26 protein-coding genes are annotated in these 23143 nt (G+C 72.2%); 10 read left to right on the forward strand and 16 right to left on the reverse strand.

Going from position 1 to position 23143, the window contains the following annotated elements; all coding sequences use genetic code 11:
- Window positions 1-39 precede the first annotated feature (39 nt).
- The 5 genes from J3R08_RS22895 to J3R08_RS22915 form a co-directional block, all read right to left on the reverse strand.
- Window positions 40-708 carry a DUF4142 domain-containing protein gene (locus J3R08_RS22895; protein WP_030500146.1) on the reverse strand — a complete coding sequence of 223 codons (669 nt, stop codon included), beginning with the start codon at window positions 706-708 and terminating at the stop codon, window positions 40-42.
- Window positions 709-918: 210 nt separating this feature from the next.
- Window positions 919-2550, reverse strand: a complete 1632-nt coding sequence (locus J3R08_RS22900; RefSeq protein WP_030500145.1) for a cytochrome b N-terminal domain-containing protein — start codon at window positions 2548-2550, stop codon at window positions 919-921.
- Window positions 2547-3635, reverse strand: a complete 1089-nt coding sequence (locus J3R08_RS22905) for a ubiquinol-cytochrome c reductase iron-sulfur subunit (protein ID WP_030500144.1) — start codon at window positions 3633-3635, stop codon at window positions 2547-2549. Before J3R08_RS22905 ends, J3R08_RS22900 begins: the two co-directional genes overlap by 4 nt.
- Before the next feature lie 67 nt (window positions 3636-3702).
- Window positions 3703-4536 (reverse strand): cytochrome c, encoded by an 834-nt coding sequence (locus J3R08_RS22910; RefSeq protein WP_030500143.1) that lies wholly within the window; start codon window positions 4534-4536, stop codon window positions 3703-3705.
- A gap of 72 nt (window positions 4537-4608) precedes the next feature.
- Complete coding sequence (locus J3R08_RS22915; protein WP_043329376.1) at window positions 4609-5208, reverse strand: heme-copper oxidase subunit III; 600 nt, start codon at window positions 5206-5208, stop codon at window positions 4609-4611.
- Window positions 5209-5316: 108 nt separating this feature from the next.
- On the opposite strand from J3R08_RS22915, the gene J3R08_RS22920 reads away from it, so the two are divergent.
- The 4 genes from J3R08_RS22920 (at window position 5317) to J3R08_RS22935 (ending at window position 8240) form a co-directional block, all read left to right on the forward strand.
- Window positions 5317-6270 carry a cytochrome c oxidase assembly protein gene (locus J3R08_RS22920; protein ID WP_043329374.1) on the forward strand — a complete coding sequence of 318 codons (954 nt, stop codon included), beginning with the start codon at window positions 5317-5319 and terminating at the stop codon, window positions 6268-6270.
- A gap of 102 nt (window positions 6271-6372) precedes the next feature.
- On the forward strand, window positions 6373-6771 hold the full coding sequence (locus J3R08_RS22925; protein ID WP_030500140.1) for a chemotaxis protein CheY: 399 nt from the start codon (window positions 6373-6375) through the stop codon (window positions 6769-6771).
- Window positions 6772-6851: 80 nt separating this feature from the next.
- Window positions 6852-7898, forward strand: coding sequence for an anthranilate phosphoribosyltransferase (gene trpD, locus J3R08_RS22930; protein WP_043329373.1), 1047 nt, complete (start codon window positions 6852-6854; stop codon window positions 7896-7898).
- A gap of 135 nt (window positions 7899-8033) precedes the next feature.
- Entirely contained in the window at window positions 8034-8240 is a 207-nt protein-coding gene (locus tag J3R08_RS22935) for a hypothetical protein (protein WP_209962720.1), read from the forward strand.
- Window positions 8241-8788: 548 nt separating this feature from the next.
- On the opposite strand, the gene J3R08_RS22940 is transcribed toward J3R08_RS22935, so the two are convergent.
- Together J3R08_RS22940 and coxB are read right to left on the reverse strand one after the other, a co-directional pair.
- Window positions 8789-9217, reverse strand: a complete 429-nt coding sequence (locus tag J3R08_RS22940; RefSeq protein WP_064445180.1) for a cytochrome c oxidase subunit 4 — start codon at window positions 9215-9217, stop codon at window positions 8789-8791.
- A gap of 10 nt (window positions 9218-9227) precedes the next feature.
- Entirely contained in the window at window positions 9228-10199 is a 972-nt protein-coding gene (gene coxB / locus J3R08_RS22945) for a cytochrome c oxidase subunit II (RefSeq protein ID WP_064445179.1), read from the reverse strand.
- A 171-nt stretch (window positions 10200-10370) separates the two neighbouring features.
- On the opposite strand from coxB, the gene J3R08_RS22950 reads away from it, so the two are divergent.
- Window positions 10371-11522 carry a cysteine desulfurase family protein gene (locus tag J3R08_RS22950; RefSeq protein WP_069088994.1) on the forward strand — a complete coding sequence of 384 codons (1152 nt, stop codon included), beginning with the start codon at window positions 10371-10373 and terminating at the stop codon, window positions 11520-11522.
- Complete coding sequence (locus tag J3R08_RS22955; RefSeq protein WP_209962722.1) at window positions 11519-11737, forward strand: sulfurtransferase TusA family protein; 219 nt, start codon at window positions 11519-11521, stop codon at window positions 11735-11737. Before J3R08_RS22950 ends, J3R08_RS22955 begins: the two co-directional genes overlap by 4 nt.
- 59 nt (window positions 11738-11796) lie before the next feature.
- Here the strand turns inward: J3R08_RS22955 and J3R08_RS22960 are convergent, their stop codons facing one another.
- The 4 genes from J3R08_RS22960 to J3R08_RS22975 form a co-directional block, all read right to left on the reverse strand.
- The gene (locus tag J3R08_RS22960; RefSeq protein WP_043329365.1) at window positions 11797-12348 is read right to left on the reverse strand and encodes an ATP-binding protein; all 552 of its coding nucleotides are present in this window, start codon (window positions 12346-12348) and stop codon (window positions 11797-11799) included.
- Entirely contained in the window at window positions 12345-13319 is a 975-nt protein-coding gene (locus tag J3R08_RS22965; RefSeq protein ID WP_209962725.1) for a carbohydrate kinase family protein, read from the reverse strand. Before J3R08_RS22965 ends, J3R08_RS22960 begins: the two co-directional genes overlap by 4 nt.
- Before the next feature lie 178 nt (window positions 13320-13497).
- On the reverse strand, window positions 13498-13866 hold the full coding sequence (gene erpA, locus J3R08_RS22970; protein ID WP_043329360.1) for an iron-sulfur cluster insertion protein ErpA: 369 nt from the start codon (window positions 13864-13866) through the stop codon (window positions 13498-13500).
- Between the two features lie 137 nt (window positions 13867-14003).
- Complete coding sequence (locus J3R08_RS22975) at window positions 14004-15164, reverse strand: glycerate kinase (protein WP_205797307.1); 1161 nt, start codon at window positions 15162-15164, stop codon at window positions 14004-14006.
- Between the two features lie 43 nt (window positions 15165-15207).
- Between J3R08_RS22975 and nadA the strand changes: the two genes are divergently transcribed.
- The 3 genes from nadA to J3R08_RS22990 all read left to right on the forward strand — a co-directional run bounded on the left by nadA (window position 15208) and on the right by J3R08_RS22990 (window position 18641).
- Window positions 15208-16383 carry a quinolinate synthase NadA gene (nadA, locus tag J3R08_RS22980; protein WP_187693530.1) on the forward strand — a complete coding sequence of 392 codons (1176 nt, stop codon included), beginning with the start codon at window positions 15208-15210 and terminating at the stop codon, window positions 16381-16383.
- A gap of 214 nt (window positions 16384-16597) precedes the next feature.
- Window positions 16598-17953, forward strand: coding sequence for a UDP-N-acetylglucosamine 1-carboxyvinyltransferase (murA, locus tag J3R08_RS22985; RefSeq protein WP_030500128.1), 1356 nt, complete (start codon window positions 16598-16600; stop codon window positions 17951-17953).
- Window positions 17954-18032: 79 nt separating this feature from the next.
- Window positions 18033-18641 carry a DUF3043 domain-containing protein gene (locus J3R08_RS22990; RefSeq protein WP_043329355.1) on the forward strand — a complete coding sequence of 203 codons (609 nt, stop codon included), beginning with the start codon at window positions 18033-18035 and terminating at the stop codon, window positions 18639-18641.
- Window positions 18642-18711: 70 nt separating this feature from the next.
- Here the strand turns inward: J3R08_RS22990 and J3R08_RS22995 are convergent, their stop codons facing one another.
- Together J3R08_RS22995 and J3R08_RS23000 are read right to left on the reverse strand one after the other, a co-directional pair.
- Entirely contained in the window at window positions 18712-19020 is a 309-nt protein-coding gene (locus J3R08_RS22995) for an AzlD domain-containing protein (RefSeq protein WP_069088991.1), read from the reverse strand.
- On the reverse strand, window positions 19014-19760 hold the full coding sequence (locus tag J3R08_RS23000) for an AzlC family ABC transporter permease (RefSeq protein ID WP_069088990.1): 747 nt from the start codon (window positions 19758-19760) through the stop codon (window positions 19014-19016). Before J3R08_RS23000 ends, J3R08_RS22995 begins: the two co-directional genes overlap by 7 nt.
- 67 nt (window positions 19761-19827) lie before the next feature.
- Here J3R08_RS23000 and J3R08_RS23005 point away from each other — a divergent pair, with 67 nt between their 5' ends.
- Complete coding sequence (locus J3R08_RS23005; RefSeq protein WP_043329354.1) at window positions 19828-20388, forward strand: helix-turn-helix domain-containing protein; 561 nt, start codon at window positions 19828-19830, stop codon at window positions 20386-20388.
- Here J3R08_RS23005 and J3R08_RS23010 read toward each other — a convergent pair.
- The 3 genes from J3R08_RS23010 to J3R08_RS23020 all read right to left on the reverse strand — a co-directional run bounded on the left by J3R08_RS23010 (window position 20372) and on the right by J3R08_RS23020 (window position 23098).
- On the reverse strand, window positions 20372-21349 hold the full coding sequence (locus J3R08_RS23010) for an ATP-binding cassette domain-containing protein (protein WP_064448308.1): 978 nt from the start codon (window positions 21347-21349) through the stop codon (window positions 20372-20374). The two genes, J3R08_RS23005 and J3R08_RS23010, sit on opposite strands and share 17 nt — an antisense overlap.
- A complete protein-coding gene (locus J3R08_RS23015) occupies window positions 21346-22146 on the reverse strand; it encodes an ABC transporter permease (RefSeq protein ID WP_113972724.1) in 801 nt (266 codons plus the stop codon). Before J3R08_RS23015 ends, J3R08_RS23010 begins: the two co-directional genes overlap by 4 nt.
- A 100-nt stretch (window positions 22147-22246) precedes the next feature.
- Window positions 22247-23098, reverse strand: a complete 852-nt coding sequence (locus J3R08_RS23020) for an ABC-2 family transporter protein (RefSeq protein ID WP_209962727.1) — start codon at window positions 23096-23098, stop codon at window positions 22247-22249.
- Window positions 23099-23143 lie beyond the last annotated feature (45 nt).

The raw sequence follows: 23143 nt of genomic DNA on the forward strand, positions 1-23143 counted from the left end.
CCCCGTGGGCGGACCGGCCACCGTCGACCGTGCGGTACGTCAGCTCTGGCTGGGCACCGGGGTCTCCGTGGTGCCCGGAGCGGGCTCCTCGGTCTCGGTGCCGCCCGGAGCCGGCGACTCGGTGCCACCCGGCGAGGTGGTGCCGCCCGGGCTGGGCGTGCCGCTGGCACTGGTCTGCGGAACCGGGACACCCAGCGTCTGGGCCAGGGCCACCAGCGCGTCGTAGTGCGCCTGCAGGACCGGCAGCGCGTCCTGCGCGATCTGCACCACCGACTGCTCCGAGCCCTGCGAGATCTCGGTCTGGGTGGCCTGGATGGCCTGGACGTGGCCGGCGAGCTGCGCGGTCACCCAGGCCTTGTCGAACTCGGCCCCGTTGAGGTTGTTCAGCTTGTCGAGGACCTTCTGCTGGTCGGCGGTCGGGTCGGCCGGCAGCTGCACGTTGAGCTGCTGGGCGGTCGACTGCACCGTCTGGTCCAGCTGGGTGTGGTCCGTGACGAACATCTTGCCCAGGTCCTTGACCTGCTGGTTCTGACCCTTCTGCTGGGCCAGGTTACCGGCGGTGATCTCGAACAGGTTGACCTGGTGCACCGCCTGCAGGTACTGCGTGTCCTGCGTCGACGGCTGCGCCGCGGCCTGTGCCGCGGCGGCGGGCGCCAGCCCCACGACCACCAGCGCGGCCATCAGGCCCAGGCGTTTGATTCCCAGCATCTTTCCTCCCCCATGAGACGTCGGACCGCACGGATACCCGGCTGACCGGGGTTATTCCTGCGATTCCACCCGTCCGTGTCGGGGGGCGGCGGGGACCGGTGCACCGCACGTCGGGCGCCGGGCGGGCACAACCGGACGACAGGTACGTAAAGCGGCAGTGGCGCCCGCCGGATGATCCGGCGGGCGCCACTGTCAGTCGTACCGGGAAGGTCAGCGACGGCTCTCGCCGCTGCCGATCTCCTCCCGCTCCGGCCGGTCCTCGACCGGCGGGTGCCCCGGCGAGACCGGCGCCTCGGCCGGCTTCTCGATCGGGTAGAAGAAGCCCCGGATCGCCGGGCCGAGGGCGCCGAGCCGGTTCATCTTCTTCGGCACCACCCAGCCGACGTAGTCCAGCGCCGGCGGGTGACCGTCGTGCCCCTCGGCCGAGGTGAGCGGCTGGTGGACCTCGACGAACCGGCCGTCGGGCAGCCGCTTGATGATGCCGGTCTCCACACCGTGGGCCAGCACCTCCCGGTCGTGCTGCTGCAGACCCAGGCAGATCCGGTACGTGATGTAGTACGCGATCGGCGGCAGGATCAGCAGGCCGATCCGGCCCGCCCAGGTCATCGCGTTCAGGCTGATGTGGAACTTGTCGGCGATGACGTCGTTGGCGCCGGAGAGCGTCAGCACGATGTAGAAGGCCAGCGCCATGGCGCCCACGGCGGTCCGGGCCGGAACGTCCCGGGGCCGCTGGAGCAGGTTGTGGTGCTTGTAGTCCTTGAGGCGGCGCGCCTCCAGGAACGGGTACATCGTCGACAGGCCCACCAGGATTCCGGGTAGGACCACCGTCGGCCAGAACAGCGGTGGGATGACGTACCCGTTGCCGATCGGGATGTGGATCTCCCAGCCCGGCATGAGCCGGGTCGAGCCGTCGAGGAACATGACGTACCAGTCGGGCTGGCTGGCCGCCGAGACCACCCACGCCTCGTACGGGCCGAACAGCCAGATCGGGTTGATCTGGAACAGGCCGCCCATCAGCGCGATCACGCCGAAGACGACCATGAAGAAGCCGCCCTGCTTGAGCGCGTAGCGCGGGAACATCCGCTCGCCGACCACGTTGGAGTTGGTCCGGCCGGGGCCGGGCCACTGGGTGTGCTTCTGCTTGAACACCAGGCCGAGGTGCACGCTGATCAGCGCCACCAGCAGACCCGGGACGAGCAGCACGTGGGCGATGAAGAAGCGGCTGATGATGATGGTGCCGGGGAACTCCCCGCCGAAGATCGACGAGCTGACCCAGGAACCGATCACCGGGATCGACAGGATGATCGCGGAGGCGATGCGCAGACCGGTGCCGGACAGGCCGTCGTCCGGCAGCGAGTAGCCGGTGAAGCCGGCCAGGAAGCCGACCCAGAACAGCAGCGAACCGATGATCCAGTTGGTCTCACGCGGCTTGCGGAACGCGCCGGTGAAGAACACCCGCAGCATGTGCACCACGATCGCGGCCATGAACAGCAGGGCCGCCCAGTGGTGCATCTGCCGCATGATCAGGCCACCCCGGACATCGAACGAGATGTCCAGGCTGGAGGCGTACGCGGCCGACATCGGGGTGCCCCGCAGCGGCGCGTAGCTGCCGTTGTAGATGACCTCGGTCATCGTCGGCTCGAAGAAGAACGTCAGGAAGACGCCGGTCAGCAGCAGGACGATGAACGAGAACAGCGCGATCTCGCCCAGCAGGAACGACCAGTGGTCGGGGAAGACCTTGTTCAGCAGCTTGCGCAGGGGCGTGGCCACCTGGAAGCGGTCGTCCACCGCCCGCGCGCTCTTGGCCGGCAGCGCGGCGGCATCAAACTTTCGGCGCTTCATGGCCGCTCCCAGAAGTCGGGACCGATGGTCTCGGTGTAGTCGGACTTCGCCACGAAGAAGCCCTCCTCGTCCACCTCGATCGGCAGCTGCGGCAGCGGCCGGTTCGCCGGGCCGAAGATCGGCTTGGCGTTGTCGGTGATGAGGAACTGGGACTGGTGGCAGGGGCAGAGCAGGCGGTTGGTCTGCTGCTCGTAGAGGCTGGCCGGGCAGCCGGCGTGCGTACAGATCTTGGAGTACGCGACGTAGTTGCCCCACATGTAGTCGCCGTGGCCCTTGCGCTCGTTCGCGGCGCGCGACTTCTGCGCGTCGTCCTCCCGCAGGTGGATGAGCAGGGTGGGCGAGTCGGCGTGCTTGTTGCTGACGCCGCCGTCGATGCCCGGGAACACGGTGAGCTGGCCGCCGACGCTGACGTCGGCCGGGCGGATCGGACGGCCGTCCTCACGGATCAGCCGGATCTTCTTGCCGCCCTCGCCCGGCTGGAAGCCGGTGGTGAACATCTGGTTGTTCTTGTGCGGCTGCTCGATCAGGCCACCGATCAGCGGCGCGGCGGCCACCGCGCCCACCGGCGCCAGGCCGGCGAGCAGCGAGATGCCCAGCAGCGGCCGGCGGCGTACGCCCATCTCGTCGGCGAGGTAGAGCATCGTCTCACCGGTGATCTTGCGACCCTCCGGGTCGTCGACCTGGTCGTGCCGGTCCTGGATCGACACCTCCTTGGGCAGCAGCTTCTTGCCCCAGGTCAGGATGCCGAAACCGATGCCCAGCAGCGCCAGGCCCAGCGTCACGCCGAGCAGCGGCGTGTAGAGCTTGTCGCCGCCGCGACCCGGCTCCCACTGCCACGGCCACCAGATGTAGACCACCAGGAAGGCGGTCGCGAAGACGCCGGTCAGCAGGAACATCAGGGCGACGGTACGGGTCAGCCGGCGCTCGGCCTTGCTGCCCGGGACCACCTGCGGCTCGTAGTGGACGATCTCGATGTCGTCCCGCCGGGCGCCCTCCTGAACGACCTCGAACCGGGAGAGCCGGGGGTCGTTCACGTCGAGCGGCTCCGGGCCCCGCTGGGCCTGGTGCTCGGTGTGGGTGCTCATGCCGTCACCTCGCTACGGGTGACGCCGGGGGTCGGCGCCACAGCACTGGAACCATTGATCCGTCCGGTCACGACTTGCCCGCAATCCACAGGCTCGCGAAGACCAGCGCGACGATGCCGACCAGGAAGATCGCGATGCCCTCGGTCGACGGGCCGTACCGGCCCAGGTTGAACCCGCCCGGGTCGCCGTCGTTCTTCAGCGTGTCCTGGATGTAGGCGATGATGTCCGCCTTCTCCTGCGGCGTGATCTGGTTGTCACCGAACACCGGCATGTTCTGCGGACCGCTCAGCATCGCGGCGTAGATCTGCCGGTCGCTGGCCGGCGCGAGGCTCGGCGCGTACTTGCCGGAGGACAGCGCACCGCCGCCACCGCCGAAGGCGTGGCACTGCGAGCAGTTGATCCGGAACAGCTCGCCACCGGTGGCCAGGTTGGCGCCCTCACGCAGGTCGCCGTTGGGCACCTCCGGACCGCCACCGAGCTCCTGGATGTACTGCCCGAGCTGGCGCACCTGCTCGTCGGTGAACTGCGGCGGCTTGCGCATGGCCTGGGCCTCCTGCCGGGCCATCGGCATGCGACCGCTGCTCACCTGGAACTCCACCGAGGCGGACCCGACGCCGATCAGGCTCGGACCACGGCCCTCGACGCCCTGGGCATTGCGACCGTGACAGGTCACACAGCTCACGTCGAACAGCGCCTTACCCTCGTTGCCTGCGGCGGTCAACGGCGGGTTGTCCTGCGCCTGCACGCCGGGGGCGAAGACGGTGTAGGCACCGCCGGCCAGCATCAGCGCGGCGAACAGCCGGACCGCGGCGCCCAGCCGGCGGCGGCCCCTGCTGCGCGCTACGGGCCGCCCGCGCAGCCGCGCGAGCAGACCGCGTCGGCGGTCGTTGTCAGAAGTCATGACCTGTGTCCTTAACCGGTTGGACCTTGTCTCAGGGGACGGAGCAGCGGCGCGGTTCGTGACGCGCCAAGATCACTGGAGCCAGTAGATCATGGCGTAGAGCGCGATCCACACGACGTCCACGAAGTGCCAGTAGTAGGACACGACGATCGCCGAGGTCGCCTGGGCTGGGGTGAACCGACCCATGGTGGTGCGGATCATGAAGATGATGAAGGCGACCAGACCGCCGGTCACGTGCAGACCGTGGAATCCGGTGGTGAGGTAGAACATCGACCCGTAGCCGTCTTCGTTGATCTTCACGCCCTCGTGCACCAGGGTCCGGTACTCGTTCAGCTGACCGAGTACGAAGATCAGACCCATGATGAACGTGATCGTGAACCACCGGCGCAGGGCGTGGACGTCGCCGCGCTCGGCCGCGAACACGCCGATCTGACAGGTGATCGAGGAGAGCACCAGGATCACCGTGAACGTGGTCGCGTACGGGATGTTCAGCACCTCGGTGTGCTTCTCCCACTGCTCCGGCGCAGCCGCGCGGATGGAGAAGTACATCGCGAACAGCGCCGCGAAGAACATGAGTTCGCTGGAGAGCCACACGATCGTCCCGACGCTGACCATGTTGGGTCGCGTCAGGGAGTGGATCCGGCTCTTGTCAATGGCTGGGGCCGCAGTCACGCGGTCATTATTGCCCCTGACCGGGACCGACGATCAGCGGGGTGCCAAACCCGGCCCTTCCGTGGCCCGATCGTGGTGGTCCGCTTCGCCTGACCTACCCTGAAAAGCGTGCTGCACGTCGATCAGATCCTCGCCGTCACCTCGGCCGTTCCGGCGACGCTGGCGGCGGGAGGCGAGAGCGCCCCGCCGCCGTTCACCGTGGCCCGGGTGTTCACCGAGACCCGGCTGGACAGCTGGCTCACGCTGGGCATCGTGCTCGCCGCCGGCCTGTACCTCTACGGGGTGCACCGGCTGCGGCTGCGCGGCGACCGCTGGCCGGTCATCCGTACCGTGTCGTTCCTCGGCCCCGGCCTCGGCGGCATCGCGCTGGTCACGCTCACCGGGCTCGGCGCGTACGACACCGCCCTGCTCTCGGTGCACATGGTCCAGCACATGGTGCTGTCGATGATCGCGCCGATCTTCCTGGCGCTCGGCGCGCCGGTCACGCTGGCGCTGCGCACGCTGCCGGTACGCCCGCGCAAGCGCCTGCTCGCGATCGTGCACAGCCGGATCGCGCGGATCTACAGCTTCCCGCTCGTGGCGTTCACCATCTTCGTGGTGAACCCGTTCGCGCTCTACTTCACCGACCTCTACGAGTTCACCCTGCGCCACGAGTGGGCGCACGAACTCGTCCACGCGCACTTCATCGCCACCGGCTGCGTCTTCTTCTGGCCGCTGCTCGGCCTCGACCCGCTGCCCGGACGCTGGCCGTACCCGGCGCGCGCGCTGCTCATGCTGCTCTCGGTGCCGTTCCACACCGTGCTCGGGCTCACCATCATGCAGAGCACCACGCTGTTCGGCGGCGACTGGTACCCGTCGCTCAACCTGTCCTGGTCCGACCCCTGGAACGACCAGGTGGTGGCCGGAGGCGTCCTCTGGGCCGGCGGCGAGTTCGTCAGCGTCACCATGCTCGCCGTCCTGGTCGTCCAGTGGGTCAAACAGTCCGAGCGCGAGGCCCGCCGGCTCGACCGCGAGCTGGACCGCCAGGAGGCCCGCGAGCGCGCCGCGGAAGCGAGCGCCTGAGGCCCCTGACGGGGTACGCCCTCCCCCGCCCGGGCGGAGGACAGGCCGAACGTGACGCCCGCTACGATCAGCGGGCAGCTACGAGGTGGGAGCCACGTCACGATGAGCGATCGTCTTTGCACCGTCCTGCTCTACAGCGACGACCCGAAGGTCCGCGACCGGATGCGGCTGGCCGTGGGCACCCGCCCGGCGCCCGGCATCGAGATCGAGTTCGTCGAGGCCGACGAGTACGCCGCCTGCGTCCGGCTGGTCGACGACTACGAGATCGACCTGCTGCTGCTCGACGGCGAGGCGAGCCCGGGCGGCGGCATCGGCATCGCCCGCCAGATCAAGGACGACCGGGACGACGCGCCGCCGACCTGCGTGGTGCTGGCCCGCGCCGCCGACCGCTGGCTGGCCGCGTACGCCGAGGTCGACGCCACGCTGACCCACCCGCTGGACCCGGTGGTCGCCGGCAGCACCGTCGCGGAGCTGCTGCGCCGCACCCACGCCGCGGCCTGATCCCCCGGCCCTCGCGCGCCACGGCGACGCGGCCGTGGCAAGCCCCAACCGCTTTCCTCACGCCGCTCGGGAGGCCCGTCATGGGCGAACGGACCTGGCCGCTTCTGCTCAACGCGCTGCTGCGCGGCGAGGAGCTCTCCACCGCCGACACGGCGTGGGCGATGGGCGAGATCATGGCCGGCTCGGCGACACCGGCGCAGATCGCCGGGTTCGCCGTGGCGCTGCGCACCAAGGGCGAGACCCCCGCCGAGCTGGGCGGCCTGGTCGAGACCATGCTGACCCGCGCGGTGCCGGTGCTCCTGCCCGACGAGGTACGCGACACCGCGCTGGACGTGGTCGGCACCGGCGGTGACCTCGCGCACACGGTGAACATCTCCACCATGGCGGCGCTCGTGGTCGCCGGGGCCGGCGTCCGCGTGGTCAAGCACGGCAACCGGGCCGCCTCCTCCTCGTGCGGCACCGCGGACGTGCTGGAGGAGCTCGGCGTACCGCTGGACCTGGAGCCCGAGCAGGTGGCCCGCTGCGTCACCGAGGCCGGCATCGGCTTCTGCTTCGCCGCCCGCTTCCACCCCGGGATGCGGCACACCGGCCCGGTCCGGCGCGAGATCGGCGTACCCACCGCGTTCAACTTCCTCGGCCCGCTGACCAACCCGGCGCGGCCCCGCGCGGGCGCGGTGGGCTGCTTCGACAAGCGGATGGCCCCGGTGATGGCGGCCGTTTTCGCGGCCCGCGGCGACTCCGCGATCGTGGTACGCGGCGAGGACGGCCTGGACGAGTTCAGCACCGGCGCGCCCACCCGGGTCTGGGTGGCGCAGCAGGGCACCGTCACGGAGGCGCTGCTGGACGCGGCGGAGCTCGGGGTACCCCGGGCCACCCTGGCCGACCTGCGCGGCGGAGACGCGGCCTACAACGCCGACGTGGTACGCCGCCTGCTCGCCGGCGAGACCGGCCCGGTACGGGACGCGGTGCTGGTCAACGCCGCTGTGGCGCTGTCCACCCAGGGCCCGCTCGACGGCGATCTGCACGAGGCGCTGCGGACCAACCTGGACCGGGCCGCCGAGGCCGTCGACTCGGGCGCCGCGGCGGCCGCGCTGGAGCGCTGGCTGGAGGTGGCACGCGCCGCCTGACGGCGAGGGTGTCGTACCCGCGTGCCAAACTACACGGGAGTTATTTTCCGTTTTCGGTCTATCCGTTTTCGGTCTTCGGTCCACCGGCCGGCGCCACACCGCCTCGCCCCGGGCCCGGAGCGAGAGGAGCCACCCGTGTCTGACCGCGAGCTGCACTGCGACACCTGCGAGGACGTCGTGCTGTTCGAGGCGCCGCCCTGCGGCGACGGGCACGGCGCCGACTGCCCGGAGCTGATCTGCACCCGCTGCGGCACGGCAGTGGTGATCGCCACGTTCACCTTCCGCCCGGCCCGCCTGTCCGGCCGCCGCACCCGCCGCCCTTCTCACCCCCAGGCCGCCTGACCTCCACTCCCTTTCGGCGCCCTTTCCCTCCCCGCCACGCCCGACAGCCCAACCGCCTGCCTCGCGTGATCAAGGAGTTTGTGTCCCCCACGGTTGTCCAGGCGGACACAAACTCCTTGATCAACGGGGCGGGGCGGCGCCGGGCGCGCGGTGGGCTCGGGCGTGGGTGTCAACGATGACCCGGTGGCGGCACCGCGTCATGGGGAGCGGACTGCGGTTCGCCCCACCTGGCCGAGCCGCGCGGCGAGATCTTGGAAGGAAACGGCTGTCATGGAGACCGCTTCCTTCCAAGATCTCTCGTGGTCCTGCCAACCGGAACGGCTCTCTCGGCTGATGGAACAGTCCGGCGTGAGCCGGTGGTGCGCACCGGAGGCGGAACGGGAGAGCGCCAGAGCGCCGCCGTACGGGCGGTGATCATGAGGTTGGCGGGGACAAAAAGGACCGCCGGTGCCGTCAACTTCATGATCAACGGGGACGGCGGAGGGAGGCGCGGAACGCGGCAGGCCCGCTCCCCCGGAGGGGGTGCGGGCCTGCCGTGGCGCGTTGGGTCAGTGCTCGGCGGTGCGGCGGGTGCCGGAGTAGTACTCGAAGAGCAGCCCGCAGGTGGCGAAGACGACCGTCACCAGGCCCAGTCCCAGCAGCCAGAACTGCCAGAACACCAGGCCCAGGCCGGCGATCGCGGCGGCCAGCGCCAACGCGAACGGCCAGTAGCTGCCCGGGCTGAAGAAGCCGACCTCACCGGCGCCGTCGGCGATCTCGCCGTCCGGCCGGTCCTCGGGGCGCAGGTCGATCCGGCGGGAGACGAACCAGAAGAAGCCGCCGCACATGGCGCAGAGCAGGAAGGAGAGCAGCAGCGCCACGGTGCCGATCCACTCGATGCGGCCGTCGCTGTCCGCGTACGTCCAGGCGCCGTAGAGGATGGTCGCGCCGAGGAGGAACGTGGCGATGGTGAGGAAGATCTTCCACTCGGTCTTCATGCCGGACCTCTCAGCTTCCCGCGCCGGCCTGGGCGTCGGACGGGTTGAAGTTGTTCACGTCGCGCCGGGTGTCGAACGGCTTCGTCTCGGTGGCGTACTCGGGCTCACCGATCGCGCCGAGCGCCTCCTGGGTCGACTTGCCGGCCTTCTTGGCCGCGAGGAACTGGTCGTACTTCTCCGGCGAGACGACCCGCAGTTCGAAGTTCATGAAGGCGTGGTAGCTGCCGCACAGCTCGGCGCAGCGGCCGACGAACGCGCCCTCCTGGTCGATGCGGGAGACCTCGAACGTGTTGCGCACGTTGCCCGGCATGACGTCGCGCTTGAACAGCAGCTCCGGCACCCAGAACGAGTGGATGACGTCGCGGCTGGTCTCCTCGAACCGGATCGAGCGGCCGCTGGGCAGCACCAGCACCGGGATGACCTCGCTGGTGCCCAGCACCGAGGCGACGGTGTTGGCGTCGCGGCCCTGGCCGTCGCGGTAGTTGAACTGCCAGTTCCACTTGAACGCCACGACCTCGACGGTGACGTCCGGGTTCTTCGACTCCTTGATCACGTCGGTCTGCACGACCGCGGTGTAGTAGAAGAGCACGGAGACCACGAGGATCGGCGCGATGGTGTAGAGGAACTCCATCGGCAGGTTGTAGCGGGTCTGCACCGGCAGCTCGTTGCCGCGCTTGCGGTAGCGGACCACGCACCAGAAGATCAGGCCCCAGACGAACACACCGACGGCCAGCGCCGCGATGCAGGACGCGATCCACAGGTCGTACATGCGCTGCGACTCGGGCGTGATGCCGCCCTGCGGCCAGCCGAACCCGCCGAACGCCTTGCCGACGTCACAGCCGGTGAGCGAGACCAGCAGCGCCGCCGCGCCGAGACCGAGCCCGGCGATTCGACCAGCACCACGCCGCCGGCGTCCACCGGCCCCCGGGGAAGCGCTGTCCCGTACGGCCGAGCGCCGTACCTCCGAACTCCTTGCGACCACCTGGTCCTGCCTCCCTAGCGCGCCGCGGCGGTTGTTCTCCTTGACACCGACGGCAAAGGCGTCACCGACGGTCGCAGATTACTCGACCATGACCGGCCAGGCCGTCTTGGGGTCGCTGTCCACCCCCATCGGGGGGATCTTGGGCGTAACCGGGCGATAGCGTGGAACGTCATGAGCGCCTCCCCGGTCTACCTGGACGCCGCCACCGCCGCGCCGCTGCATCCGGTCGCGCGGCAGGCGATGCTGGCCGCCCTGGACGACGGCTGGGCCGACCCGGCCCGGCTCTACTCGGCGGCCCGCCGGGCCCGCCAGCTCCTCGACGCCGCGCGCGAGGCCGCCGCGCAGACGCTCGGCGTCCGCGCCGACGAGCTGTCCTTCACCCCCAGCGGTACGGCGGCAGCGCACGCCGCCGTACTCGGTGGCCTGGCCGGGCGGCGGCGGGCCGGGGCGACGCTTGTGCACTCGGCGGTCGAGCACTCGGCGGTGCTGCACGCCGCGCAGCGGCACACGGCCGCCGGCGGCGCGGCGGTGTCCGTACCGGTGAACCGGCTGGGCCGGGTGGACCTGGACGCCTGGGCGTCGGCGGTGGCCGCGCCCGGCGTGGCCCTCGCGGCGCTGATCGCTGCCAGTCACGAGGTGGGCACGGTGCAGCCGGTGCCCGCTGCGGCGGAGCTGTGCGCCGAGGCGGGCGTGCCGCTGTACGTGGACGCGGCGCAGCTCGCCGGCCGGGCGCCACTGCCGGCGGGCTGGTCGGTGCTGAGCGCCAGCGCGCACAAGTGGGGCGGGCCGCCCGGCGTCGGGCTGCTCGTGGTGCGCAAGGGCGCCCGGTGGGAGTCGCCGTACCCGGCCGACGAGCGGGAGTCGGGGCGTACCCCGGGGGTGGTGAACCTGCCGGCGGTGGTCGCGGCGGCGGCGAGCCTGCGCGCGGCGGCGGCCGACGCGGCGGCCGAGGCGGCGCGGCTGGGCCCGCTGGTGGACCGGATCCGGGCGCGGGTGGCGGCCGAGGTGCCGGACGTGGAGGTGGTCGGCGACCCGGTCGACCGGCTGCCGCACCTGGTGACGTTCTCCTGCCTGTACGTGGACGGCGAGGCGCTGCTGCACGCGCTGGACCGGCGCGGGTTCGCGGTGTCCTCCGGCTCGTCGTGCACGTCGTCGACGGTGCGCCCGTCGCACGTGCTGGAGGCGATGGGGGTGCTGTCGCACGGCAACGTGCGGGTGTCGCTGCACCGGGAGACCACCGAGGCGGACGTGGAGCGGTTCCTGGCCGAGCTGCCCGGAATCGTGGCGGACCTGCGGGCGCAGGCGGGGGTGACCGACCTGTGAGCGAGCCGGACGAGGTGCTGGACTGCCGGGGGCAGCGCTGCCCCCTGCCGGTGATCAATCTCGCCCGGCTGGTGCCCGGGCTGCCGGCCGGCGCGGTGGTGCGGGTGCTGGCCGACGACCCGGCGGCGGCGGTGGACATCCCGGCGTGGTGCCGGATGCGCGGCCACGAGTTCCTCGCCGCGCACGACGGGCCCGCCTACGACGTCCGGGTGTAAGGAAGGGCCCCTTGTTAACGCCTCGGGTAGAGGAAGGGACCCTTCTTAACGCCCGACGTTCAGCTCAGGTACGCGAGGATGCCGGGCAGCGGGTCGGCCGCCACGGCGGTGTCGACCACCAGGCGGGGGCCGATCAGCGGCTCGTACTCGGCCCGGCGGCGCAGCGTCAGCTCCCAGGTGCCGTCCTCGGGCGGGCGGGCCTCGACCCGGCGCCGGTGCTCCTCCTCGTCGCCGCAGTGCACCTCGATCACCCGCAGCGGCACGCCGGCCCGTTCGGCCACGTCGTGCCAGAGGCCCCGGGCGCTGGCGACCGGGTTCACCGCGTCGACCACCACGCTGAGCCCCAGGCCGAGCTGCACCTCGGCCAGCCCGGCGACCGCGCCGTACGCGGCCATGCCCGGCACGTCGCCGGTGAGGCCGTAGCGGTGCAGGGCCCGCTCGACCGGGTCGACCGGCAGGACCGGGGCGCGCAGCGCGACGCCGACCCGGGCGGCGAGGGTGGTCTTGCCCACGCCGGGCAGCCCGGCGAAGGCGACCAGAACCGGGCCGCCGGAGCCGGGGCGGACCGCCTCGGGGTCCACCCCGCCCGACGGGACGGCCGCGCCGGTCACAGCAGGTGCGGCCGGACGTCCTCGGCGGCCGCGTCACCGTACGACTCGGCGAGTCGCTTCACGAACAGGTCGCGGCGGACCTCGTACTCCTGGCCGCCGAAGTTCTCCAGCACCAGCGTGGCCAGCAGGCAGCCGACCTGGGCCGCCCGCTCCAGGCCGACGCCCCAGTCGAGCGCGGCGAAGAAGCCGGCCCGGAAGCCGTCGCCGACGCCGGTCGGGTCGACCGCCTGGATCTCCCGCGCGATCGGCACCCGGATCGTGCCGACCTCCCGGCCGGCGATCTCCACGCCCTGCTTGCCCAGCGTGGTGACCCGCACCTTGACCTGGTCGAGCAGCTGCTCGTCGGTCAGCCCGGCCTTGCTCTGCAGCAGCGACTTCTCGTACTCGTTGGTCATCAGGTAGTCGGCGCCCTCGACCAGGCCGAGCACGTCCGCGCCGTCCATCCGGGCGAGCTGCTGGGACGGGTCGGCGACGAAGGCGTAGCCCCGGTCCCGGCACTCGCCGGAGTGGCGGATCATCGCGGCCGGGTCGTTGGCGCTGACCAGCACCAGGTCGAGGCCGCCGAGGCGCTGCGCGACCGGGTGCAGCTCGATGTTGCGGGCCTCGCTCATCGCCCCGGCGTAGAAGGAGGCGATCTGGCACATGTCGGTGTCGGTGGTGCAGACGAAGCGGGCGGTGTGCGCCACCTCGCTGACGTGCACCGAGTCGCAGTCGACGCCGTGGCGCTCCAGCCAGGAGCGGTAGTCGGCGAAGTCGGCGCCGACCGCGCCGAGCAGCACCGGGCGCAGCCCGAGCTGGGCCATGCCGAACGCGATGTTGGCGGCGGTGCCGCCGCGCCGCAGGACCAGCTCGTCGACGAGGAAGGAGAGCGAGACCTTGTCGAGCTGGTCGGCGATGAGCTGGTCGGCGAAGCGGCCGGGGAAGCTCATCAGGTGGTCGGTCGCGATCGAGCCGGTCACGGCGATCTTCATGTCAACCCTCGGGGTCGGGAGCACGGCGCGGTCAGCCTACCGGCCCCCGGACCGGACGGACGGCGGTCGGTCACCAACCGGTCGATCAGCGCACATCCGGACGTCACCCCCAGGGGGTACGACGAAGCGGCGGGCCGCCCCACCGGGACGGCCCGCCGCTTGCGGTCGGTGCGTCGACTCAGCTGAAGGAGTCGCCGCAGGCGCAGGAGTTGCCCGCGTTGGGGTTGTCGATGGTGAAGCCCTGGGCGTCGATCCGGTCGGCGAAGTCGATGGTGGCGCCGGTCAGGTAGGGGGCGCTCATCCGGTCGACGACGACCTCGACACCGTCGAAGTCGGTGACGATGTCACCGTCGAGCGAGCGCTCGTCGAAGAACAGCTGGTACCGCAGGCCGGAGCAGCCACCCGGCTGCACGGCGACCCGGAGCCGCAGGTCGTCGCGGCCCTCCTGCTCGATCAGGGCCTTGACCTTCTGCGCCGCGACGTCGGTGAGGACGACGGTGCTGGGGGCCTTGGCCTCGGTCGACTCGGTCTGCGCTGGCGTGGTCACGTGGAAGTCTCCCTGCGCGGTATAGGTCCGGACGTCCTGGCCAACGCCGCACGTCCGCCAGTGATTCCCGGTGTGGTCCGTTTCGATCGTACGCCGCCGTCGGCGTCACCACCCGGCGGCGTGACCAGCGGAACCGGTCAGCGGCTCCACTGCCCGGCCAGCCGCGCGCCGAGCGCGCGCAGCCCCTCGGCCGGGCGGGTCATCGCCGCGTCCACTCCCCCGCGCTCCTCGCCGCCGAAGTGGTCGACCAGGCTGTACGCGTCGGTCACGCCGGCCGCCGCGGCCTCCCGCCGCCCGGTGCTCACCCGTCCCGCCAGCACCACGCAGGGCACGCCCCGGTCCCGGGCGGCGCCGGCCACGCCGGCGACCACCTTGCCGCGCAGCGACTGGTGGTCGAACGAGCCCTCGCCGGTGATCACCAGGTCGGCGGCGTCGAGCGCGGCGTCCAGCTTCACCGCGCGGGTGACCAGCCCGATGCCCGATTCGCACCGGCCGCCCAGCGCCAGCACTGCTGCGCCGAGGCCGCCCGCGGCGCCGCCGCCGGGCAGCGCGCCCAGACCGGGCGGGCAGCCCGGCAGGCGCTGCGTCAGCACGTCCGCCCAGCGGGTCAGCGCGGCGTCGAGCAGCAGCACGTCGGCCCGGTCGGCGCCCTTCTGCGGGCCGAAGACGCTGCTCGCGCCGTGCAGCCCGAGCAGCGGGTTGTCCACGTCGGTGGCGGCGACGAGCGTCGCGCCGCGCAGCCGCGGCTCGCCGTCGAGCGCGGCCACCGCGGTGAGCGCCGCGCCGCCGTACGGCAGCGCCCGGCCGGCGTCGTCGAGCGGCGTGACACCCAGCGGTACGAGCATCCCGGCGCCGCCGTCGTTGGTGGCCGAGCCGCCCAGCCCCACCACCACGGTGCGCGCGCCCGCCTCGACCGCGGCGGTGACCAGCAGCCCCAGCCCGTACGAGGTGGTGGCCTTCGGGTCCCGTTCGGCGTCGGAGAGCAGGTGCAGGCCGCACGCCTGGGCGCTCTCCAGGTACGCCGTGCCGTCGTCGGTGAGCAGGATCTCACCGGTGGCCGGACGGCCCAGCGGGTCGACCGTGGGCACCGGCAGCCGGCGCCCGCCGAGCGCGTCGGCGAGCACCTCGACGAACCCCGGTCCGCCGTCGGCCAGTGGCCGGACCAGCAGTTCGTCGCCGGGGGCGACGTCCCGCCAGCCCTCGGCCACCGCGGCGGCCACCTCGGGGGCGGACAACGTGCCGGCGAACTTGTCCGGGCAGAGCAGCACGCGCATGCGCAGCAGTGTGGCAGGCCACATCGGGGACGGCTGCGCGGTGGTCGCGCTGTGGGACCATGGGGGCGTGACTTCGACCTGGGTTGAGCCGTCCAACACCGCCACGGCGCTGCTGCTCCTCGGCCGCGGCAGCGACCCCGCCACCGAACGTGGCGTGGAGTGTCCGGGTGATCTTCCCGCGCCGAGCGACCCCGACCTGGTGGCCCGCGCCGCCGCCGCGAAGGCCGCGCTCGGCACGAAGGTGTTCGTGCTGGGGCACCACTACCAGCGCGACGAGGTGATCCAGTTCGCCGACGTGACGGGCGACTCGTTCAAGCTGGCCCGGGAGGCGGCGGCGCGCCCTGATGCGGAGTACATCGTCTTCTGCGGCGTGCACTTCATGGCCGAGAGCGCGGACATCCTCACCTCGGACGCGCAGAAGGTGATCCTGCCCGACCTGGCGGCCGGCTGCTCGATGGCCGACATGGCGGTGCTGTCGCAGGTCGAGGCCGCCTGGGACACGCTCACCGACCTGGGCATCGCGGCTGAGACCGTCCCGGTGACGTACATGAACTCCTCGGCCGACATCAAGGGCTTCGTCGGCCGCAACGGCGGCGTGGTCTGCACCTCGTCGAACGCCAAGCGGGCCCTGGACTGGGCGTTCGAGCAGGGCCGCAAGGTGCTGTTCCTGCCCGACCAGCACCTGGGCCGCAACACCGCGGTGCTGGAGATGGGCTTCTCGCTCGACGACTGCGTGCTCTACGACCCGCACAAGCCGGGCGGCGGGCTGACCGCCGAGCAGCTGCGGGACGCGAAGATGATCCTGTGGCGCGGCCACTGCTCGGTGCACGGCCGGTTCACGCTCGACAGCGTCAACGACGTACGCGAGCGGGTGCCGGGCGTGAACGTGCTGGTGCACCCGGAGTGCCGGCACGAGGTGGTGAACGCCGCCGACCTGGTCGGCTCGACCGAGTTCATCATCAGGACGATCGAGGCGGCCCCGGCCGGCTCGGCGTGGGCGGTGGGCACCGAGCTGAACCTGGTACGCCGGCTCGCGCTGGCCCACCCGGACAAGCAGATCATGTTCCTCGACCGGGCGGTCTGCTACTGCTCGACGATGAACCGGATCGACCTGCCGCACCTGGTGTGGGCGCTGGAGGAGCTGGTCGCCGGCCGCGTGGTGAACCAGATCACCGTCGATCCGGAGACCGCCCGACACGCCCGGTCGGCGCTGGACCAGATGCTCGCGCTTCCGGGAGCGTGATCACCCTCGGTCACCCCACTGGCACGTAAACGCACCGGACACCCCGGTTCGTGCCCTCGCTGGTGATGTGACCGATTCCATTTTCGTCACGGAGGGCTATGCTGCCGGGGCGACGACACACGCGGCCCGTTTTCCCATGACCGCGTTCCGGGTAGCGATGAACTTCGTGCACCCATCACTAGACACGGCAGCACCCAACGCGCTGGAGGTTGCGTTGACCGACGACGTCCTGGTCGTACACGGAGGCACTCCGCTGGAAGGGCGGATCCGCGTCCGCGGCGCGAAGAACCTGGTGTCCAAGGCGATGGTCGCCGCCCTGCTCGGCGACACACCCAGCCGGCTGTTCGACGTGCCGCGTATCCGTGACGTCGAGGTGGTCCGCGGTCTGCTCGGCCTGCACGGCGTCAAGGTCAGCGACGGCGACGAGGAGGGCGAGCTGGTCTTCGACCCCTCGAACGTCGAGAGCGCCAGCACCGACCAGATCAACGTGCACGCCGGTTCCAGCCGGATCCCGATCCTGTTCTGCGGCCCGCTGCTGCACCGGCTCGGCCACGCCTTCATCCCCGACCTGGGCGGCTGCCACATCGGCCCGCGTCCGATCGACTTCCACCTCCAGGCGCTGCGCGAGTTCGGCGCCACCGTCGACAAGACGCCGGAGGGCCTGCACCTGTCCGCGCCCAACGGGCTGCACGGCACGAAGTTCGCGCTGCCGTACCCGAGCGTGGGCGCCACCGAGCAGGTGCTGCTCACCGCGGTGATGGCCGAGGGCGTCACCGAGCTGCGCAACGCGGCGGTCGAGCCGGAGATCATCGACCTCATCTGCGTGCTGCAGAAGATGGGCGCGATCATCAAGGTGCACACCGACCGGGTGATCGAGATCCAGGGCGTCAAGAAGCTGCACGGCTACACCCACCGGCCGATCCCGGACCGGATCGAGGCGGCCAGCTGGGCGGCGGCGGCGCTGGCGACCCGCGGTCACGTCGAGGTGCTGGGCGCCCAGCAGGCCGACATGATGACCTTCCTGAACATCTTCCGCTCGGTCGGCGGCGAGTACGAGGTCACCGACCTGCGCCCGCCGCGCGGCGGCAGCCCCGGCCAGGAGGGCGGCATCCGCTTCTGGCACCCGGGCGGCGAGCTGAACGCGGTGGCGCTGGAGACCGACGTACACCCGGGTTTCATGACCGACTGGCAGCAGCCGCTGGTGGTCGCGCTCACCCAGGCCCGCGGCCTGTCGATCGTCCACGAGACGGTCTACGAGCAGCGGCTCGGCTACACCGAGGCGCTGAACACGATGGGCGCCAACATCCAGGTCTACCGGGACTGCCTCGGCGGCACCCCGTGCCGCTTCGGCCGGCGCAACTTCAAGCACTCCGCGGTGATCGCCGGGCCGAGCAAGCTGCACGCCGCCGACCTGGTCATCCCGGACCTGCGGGCCGGGTTCAGCCACCTCATCGCGGCGCTCGCCGCCGAGGGCACCTCCCGGGTGTACGGCGTGGACCTGATCAACCGCGGCTACGAGGACTTCGAGGCCAAGCTGGCCGACCTCGGCGCGCACGTCGAGCGTCCCTGACCGTCCCGTTCAACCGTCCGTCCGCGCCCGGTGCACCCGTGATGTGCACCGGGCGCGGCCGGTTGGCTACCCTTGCCGCGTGCCGTCGCTGTTTCGCCGCAAGTCCGCCGACCTCGTCGAGGAGTCCGTCACCACTGTGACGACCGACGAGGAGTCCGCCGCCGCCCGTCCCCGGGGCTACACGCCCAGCAAGAAGGAACTCGGGCAGGTCACGCCGAAGCGCCCCGTCGCCGGCCGCCGGCCGACCGCGCCGGCCAAGCCGCTGACCAAGGAGGAGGCCCGCGCGCAGCGCCGCGCCGCCCGCGCCGAGGCCGCCGCCGAGTTCCGGCGCGAGGGCGGCCCGCGTGACCGGGGGCCCGAGCGGCTGCTGGCCCGCAACGTGGTCGACTCCCGGCGTACGGTCGGCACCTGGTTCTTCGGCGGCGCGCTGATCGTGCTGGTCGGTTCCAACCAGGCCATGCCGCCGATCGTGCGGCTGCTGTCCAACCTGCTGTGGGGCGCGCTGGCGCTCGGCGTGCTGATCGACTCGGTGCTGATCTCCCGGAAGATCAAGCGGCTGGTCCGCGAGCGCTTCCCGAAGAGCACCGAGAAGCTCGGCTCGCTCTACTTCTACGCGATCATGCGGTCGATCACGTTCCGCCGGATGCGCGCTCCCGCGCCCCGGGTGAACATCGGCGACAAGGTCTGACCGGCCCCGCTCCGAAATCGGCCCCTTCCCGCTCCGGCGGTGCGGGGCCGTTCTCGTGCGAGGGCCGGCGTCAGTCCACCCCGAGCAGGCGCAGCACCGCTGTAGTGGCCGCCGCCGCGACCACGACCAGCACGAACGGCGCCCGGCGCCAGGCCAGCACCAGGCCGATCAGCACCCCGGCGGGGCGGGCGTACCCGGCGAAGCCACCGGCCTCGGTCAGCGCCGCGGTGGCGGCGAGCGCGGCCAGCAGCGTGGCGGCGCCGACCGGCAGCAGGTGGCGGGCCCATTCGGGCAGGTCCAGCCGGTCCCGCAGCAGCACCCCGGCGACGCGGAAGCCGTAGGTGCCGGCGGCCAGCGCGAGGATCACGGCGATCAGCACGAGACCTCCCCGGCCCGCACGCTCCGATCATCAGCCGCCTCGTCAGCGGTCCGGGGTGGCGCGGCGGGCGGGCGGCGGCGGGCCAGCAGCGGCAGGGCCAGCGCGGCGAGCGCGAGCAGCACCGGCAACCCGGCCGGCAGCAGCGGCGTGGCCAGCACGGCCAGGCCGGCGCCGGTCAGCGCCACCCGGCGGGTCTCCCGGTCGCGCAGGCTGGGCAGCAGCAGCGCGGCCAGCCCGGCCGGGAACGCGGCGTCGAGTCCCAGCGCGGCCGGGTCGCCGGCCGCGCCGCCGGCGAGCACGCCGAGCGCGGTGCCGGTGTTCCAGGCCAGGAAGAGCAGCACCCCGGCGAGCCAGAACGCCCGGCGCCGCCCCGGACCGGCCGGGCGGGCCAGCGCGAACGCGGTCGCCTCGTCGGTCATCAGGTGGCTGCCCAGCAGCCGCTGCCAGCGCCGGGAGCCGAGCGCGCCGCCGAGGGCCAGGCCGAACGGCAGGTGGCGGGCGTTGAGGAGCAGGCCGGCGAGGACCGCCGCGAGCGGACTGCCGGCCACGACGAGCCCCACCGCCATGAACTGGGCGCCACCGGCGTAGACGACCGCGGACATGGCGAGCGTGGCCCAGGCGGGCAGGCCGGCGGCTACCGCCACGGCGCCGAACGACGCGCCCACGGCGAGCATCGCCGCGCCGATGGCGGCGACGTCGCGGAGCACCCGGGCGTCGCCCGTTCGGTATGCCGTACGCATGTCCATTATCCTGAACGCGAGAACGCTTGTTCGTCAAACCGAACAAACCGACCGTTGGAGCGAACACATGGCGATCGACCCCGCTCCCCCACTCGCGACCATCGCCGCCGCGCTACGCCGCGAACGCGAACGGGCCGGCCTGTCGCTCACCGAGCTGGCCCGCCGCGCCGGCATCGCCAAGTCCACCCTGTCCCAGCTGGAGTCCGGTTCCGGCAACCCCAGCGTGGAGACGCTCTGGGCGCTCGGCGTGGCGCTGGACGTACCGTTCAGCCGCCTGGTCGAACCACCCGCCGCCGCCGTGCGGGTGGTCCGGGCCGGCGAGGGCCCCCGGATCCGCTCCGAGCACGCCGACTTCTCCGCCACCCTGCTCGCCGCCGGAGCGCCGCACGCCCGGCGGGACGTCTACGTGATGGAACTGGAACCCGGCGCGGTACGGATCGCCGAGGCGCACACCCCGCGCAGCGTCGAGCACGTCGTGGTGGCCGCCGGACGGATGCGCGTCGGCCCGGAGACCGACCCGGTCGAGCTGGGACCCGGCGACTACGTCACCTTCCCCGGCGACACCCCGCACCGGTACGAGGCGCTGGCCCCCGGCACGTTCGCCGTACTCGTCATGGAGCACCCGTGACCGCGGCCGGCGCCCGGTAGAGCCGCGCCACGACCTCCTCGATGTCCGGCTCCACGATCGAGATGTCCCGCAGCGTGGCCAGGCCGGCCAGCCCGGCCACCACCTCGGCGACGCTCGCCCGTTCCAGCGCGAAGACCAGCCGCCGCCCGTCCGCCTCCACCCGCTGCACCGGCGCGCCGGGCAGCACCGGCGGCTCGGGCAGCGCCGCGTCCAGCTCGGCGACCACCATCCGGCGCGAGCCGTACCGGCGGTGCAGCTCGGCGATCGACCCGTCGTGCACCACCCGCCCGTGGTCGATCACCACGAGCCGCCGGCACAGCCGCTCGATGTCGGCCAGGTCGTGCGTGGTGAGCACCAGCGTGGTGTCGCCGGCCCGGCCCAGCTCGGCCAGGAAACCGCGCACCGCCTGCTTGCTCACCACGTCCAGGCCGATCGTCGGCTCGTCCAGGAACAGCACCTCCGGGCCGTGCAGCAGCGCCGCGGTCAGCTCACCGCGCATCCGCTGACCCAGCGAGAGCTGCCGGACCGGCGTGTCCAGGAACCCGTCCAGGTCGAGCAGGTCCCGGCAGCGGGCCAGCCGGGCCGCGTGCTCGCCGGCCGGCACCCGGTAGACGTGCCGCAGCAGGTCGAACGAGTCCCGCAGCGGCAGGTCCCACCACAGCTGCGAGCGCTGCCCGAACACCACGCCGATGCGCAGCGCCAGCCGGGTCCGGTCGGCCACCGGGCGCAGCCCGCACACCCGGGCCCGCCCGGACGACGGCGTCAGCACGCCGGTGAGCATCTTCAACGTGGTCGACTTCCCGGCGCCGTTCGGGCCGATGTAGCCGAGCATCTCGCCGCGCTCCACCCGCAGGTCAACCCCGTCGACGGCGGTCACCGTCCGCTTCTCGCGCCGCAACCGCCCGGCCCGGACCCGGACCGTGAACTCCTTGCGCAGCCCGTCCATCTCGATGACGCTCATGACCCCGTACTCCGGTAGTGACGGACCCCGACGCGCCAGGCCAGGGCGGCCAGCGCCGCCGCGACCACCGCGACGCCCGGCGCGGCCCAGCCCGCCCAGGACGGCAGGCCGAGCGGGTCGGCGCGGCCCAGCAACGCCAGCGCCGGGTGGTAGCTGACAAAGGCGAACCCCATCCCGTACGCGAACAACGCGCGGAACCAGCCGCCGTAGACGGTGACCGGGTACGAGGTGAAGTCACGCCCGCCGTAGGTGACCGAGTTGGCCAGCTCGCCCGAGTCGACCCAGTAGAACGACACCGTCGCGGTCAGCACGAAGACCGAGGCGAAGAAGACCACGGCGGCCAGCGGCGCGACGACCGCCAGCGCCACCCGGCCCGGTGTCCAGTCGATCCCCGCCGAGACCAGCGCGAACAGCAGCACGGCGAGCCCGAACACGGCCCGGGACAGCTTACGCAGCGGCAGGTCCATCAGCAGCAGCTGCGGCAGCGCGCCGAGCGGGCGGACCAGCACCGCGTCGAACAGGCCGGTGCGCACGTACCGGGGAAGCCGTTCGATGTTGCCGACCAGCAGGTCGGCGGTGGCGAAGCCGCACGCCGACAGCCCGACCACGACGAGCGTCTCGCGCAGCGTGAAGCCGCCCAGCTCCCGCGTCACACCGAAGATCACCAGGACCGTGACCACGTCGAACACCGTCGCGCCCACGTTGCCGACCAGGTCCACCACGAACGACGTGCGGTACGCCGCCTGCGAACGCGCCTGCGCGCCGAGCAGCGCCCGGTACGCCCGCAGTTCAGCCACCCCGGGCGCGCTGTCGCGCTCAGCCACCCTGGACGCGCTGTCGCGCTCAGCCACCCTGGACGCGCTGTCGCGCTCAGCCACCCTGGGCGCGCTGTCGCGCTCAGCCACCCTGGACCACCAGGCGGCGCTCGGCGCGGCGCTGCACCAGCCGGCACAGCGCCAGCAGCGCCACCACCCAGGCGGCCTGCACCCCGACCAGGGCGAGACCGGTGGACATCGGCTCCCGCTCCACCAGCACGTCCAGCGGCACCTGAAGGATGCTGGGGAACGGGGTGGCGTACCGCAGGACCGCCTCCAGCGGGCCGGGCAGGAACCCGAGCGGGAAGTAGAGCCCGGCCAGCACGCCCGAGCCGAGCGTCCACAGGATCATCGGCCCTCGGACGTCCTGCAGCCAGTACGCGGTGGCGTTCACCAGGTAGCGGCAGCCGAAGCAGACCACCACCGCGAGCAGCACGGAGAGCAGGAACAGCGGCACCGTTGCCCAGTGCCGGGGCACGTACACCGCGAAGAAGAACGGGCCGATCACCAGCGGCGGCACCAGCCGGGCCAGCGCCGCGAACCCGGCCCGGCCCAGGTCGGTGGCGAGGTAGCTGGTCACCGGGTGCACCGGTCGCAGCAGGTCGGCGGCCACCTCACCGGTACGGATCCGGTCCGCCAGGTCGGTCCAGCCCCAGATGGCGATCACCGCCAGCAGCCCCTGGCCGGCCCAGACGAACGTGGCGAGCTGCGCCCTGTCGTAGCCGGCCACGGTGCCGGCCGCGCCGGTCGCGGCGAGGAAGATGTAGCAGCGCAGGAAGCCGAACACGGTGTTGGTGAACAGCCCCGCCACGGCGGCCTGACGGTAGGTCGCGTGCCGCCGGAACCCGGCCGCCGCGATCGCGCCGAATGTCCGAAACCATGGGGTAACGTGTGCGCCGGTGGGTGGTGCCACAGTGGCGGTGACCGAGCCCACGCCGTTACCCTCCTTCCGCAGCCACGACGTGCTGGACCGGGCGAC

Origin of the sequence: Micromonospora sp. HB375 (genome assembly GCF_017872985.1) — a bacterium.
GTDB classification, from domain to species: Bacteria; Actinomycetota; Actinomycetes; order Mycobacteriales; family Micromonosporaceae; genus Micromonospora; species Micromonospora chalcea.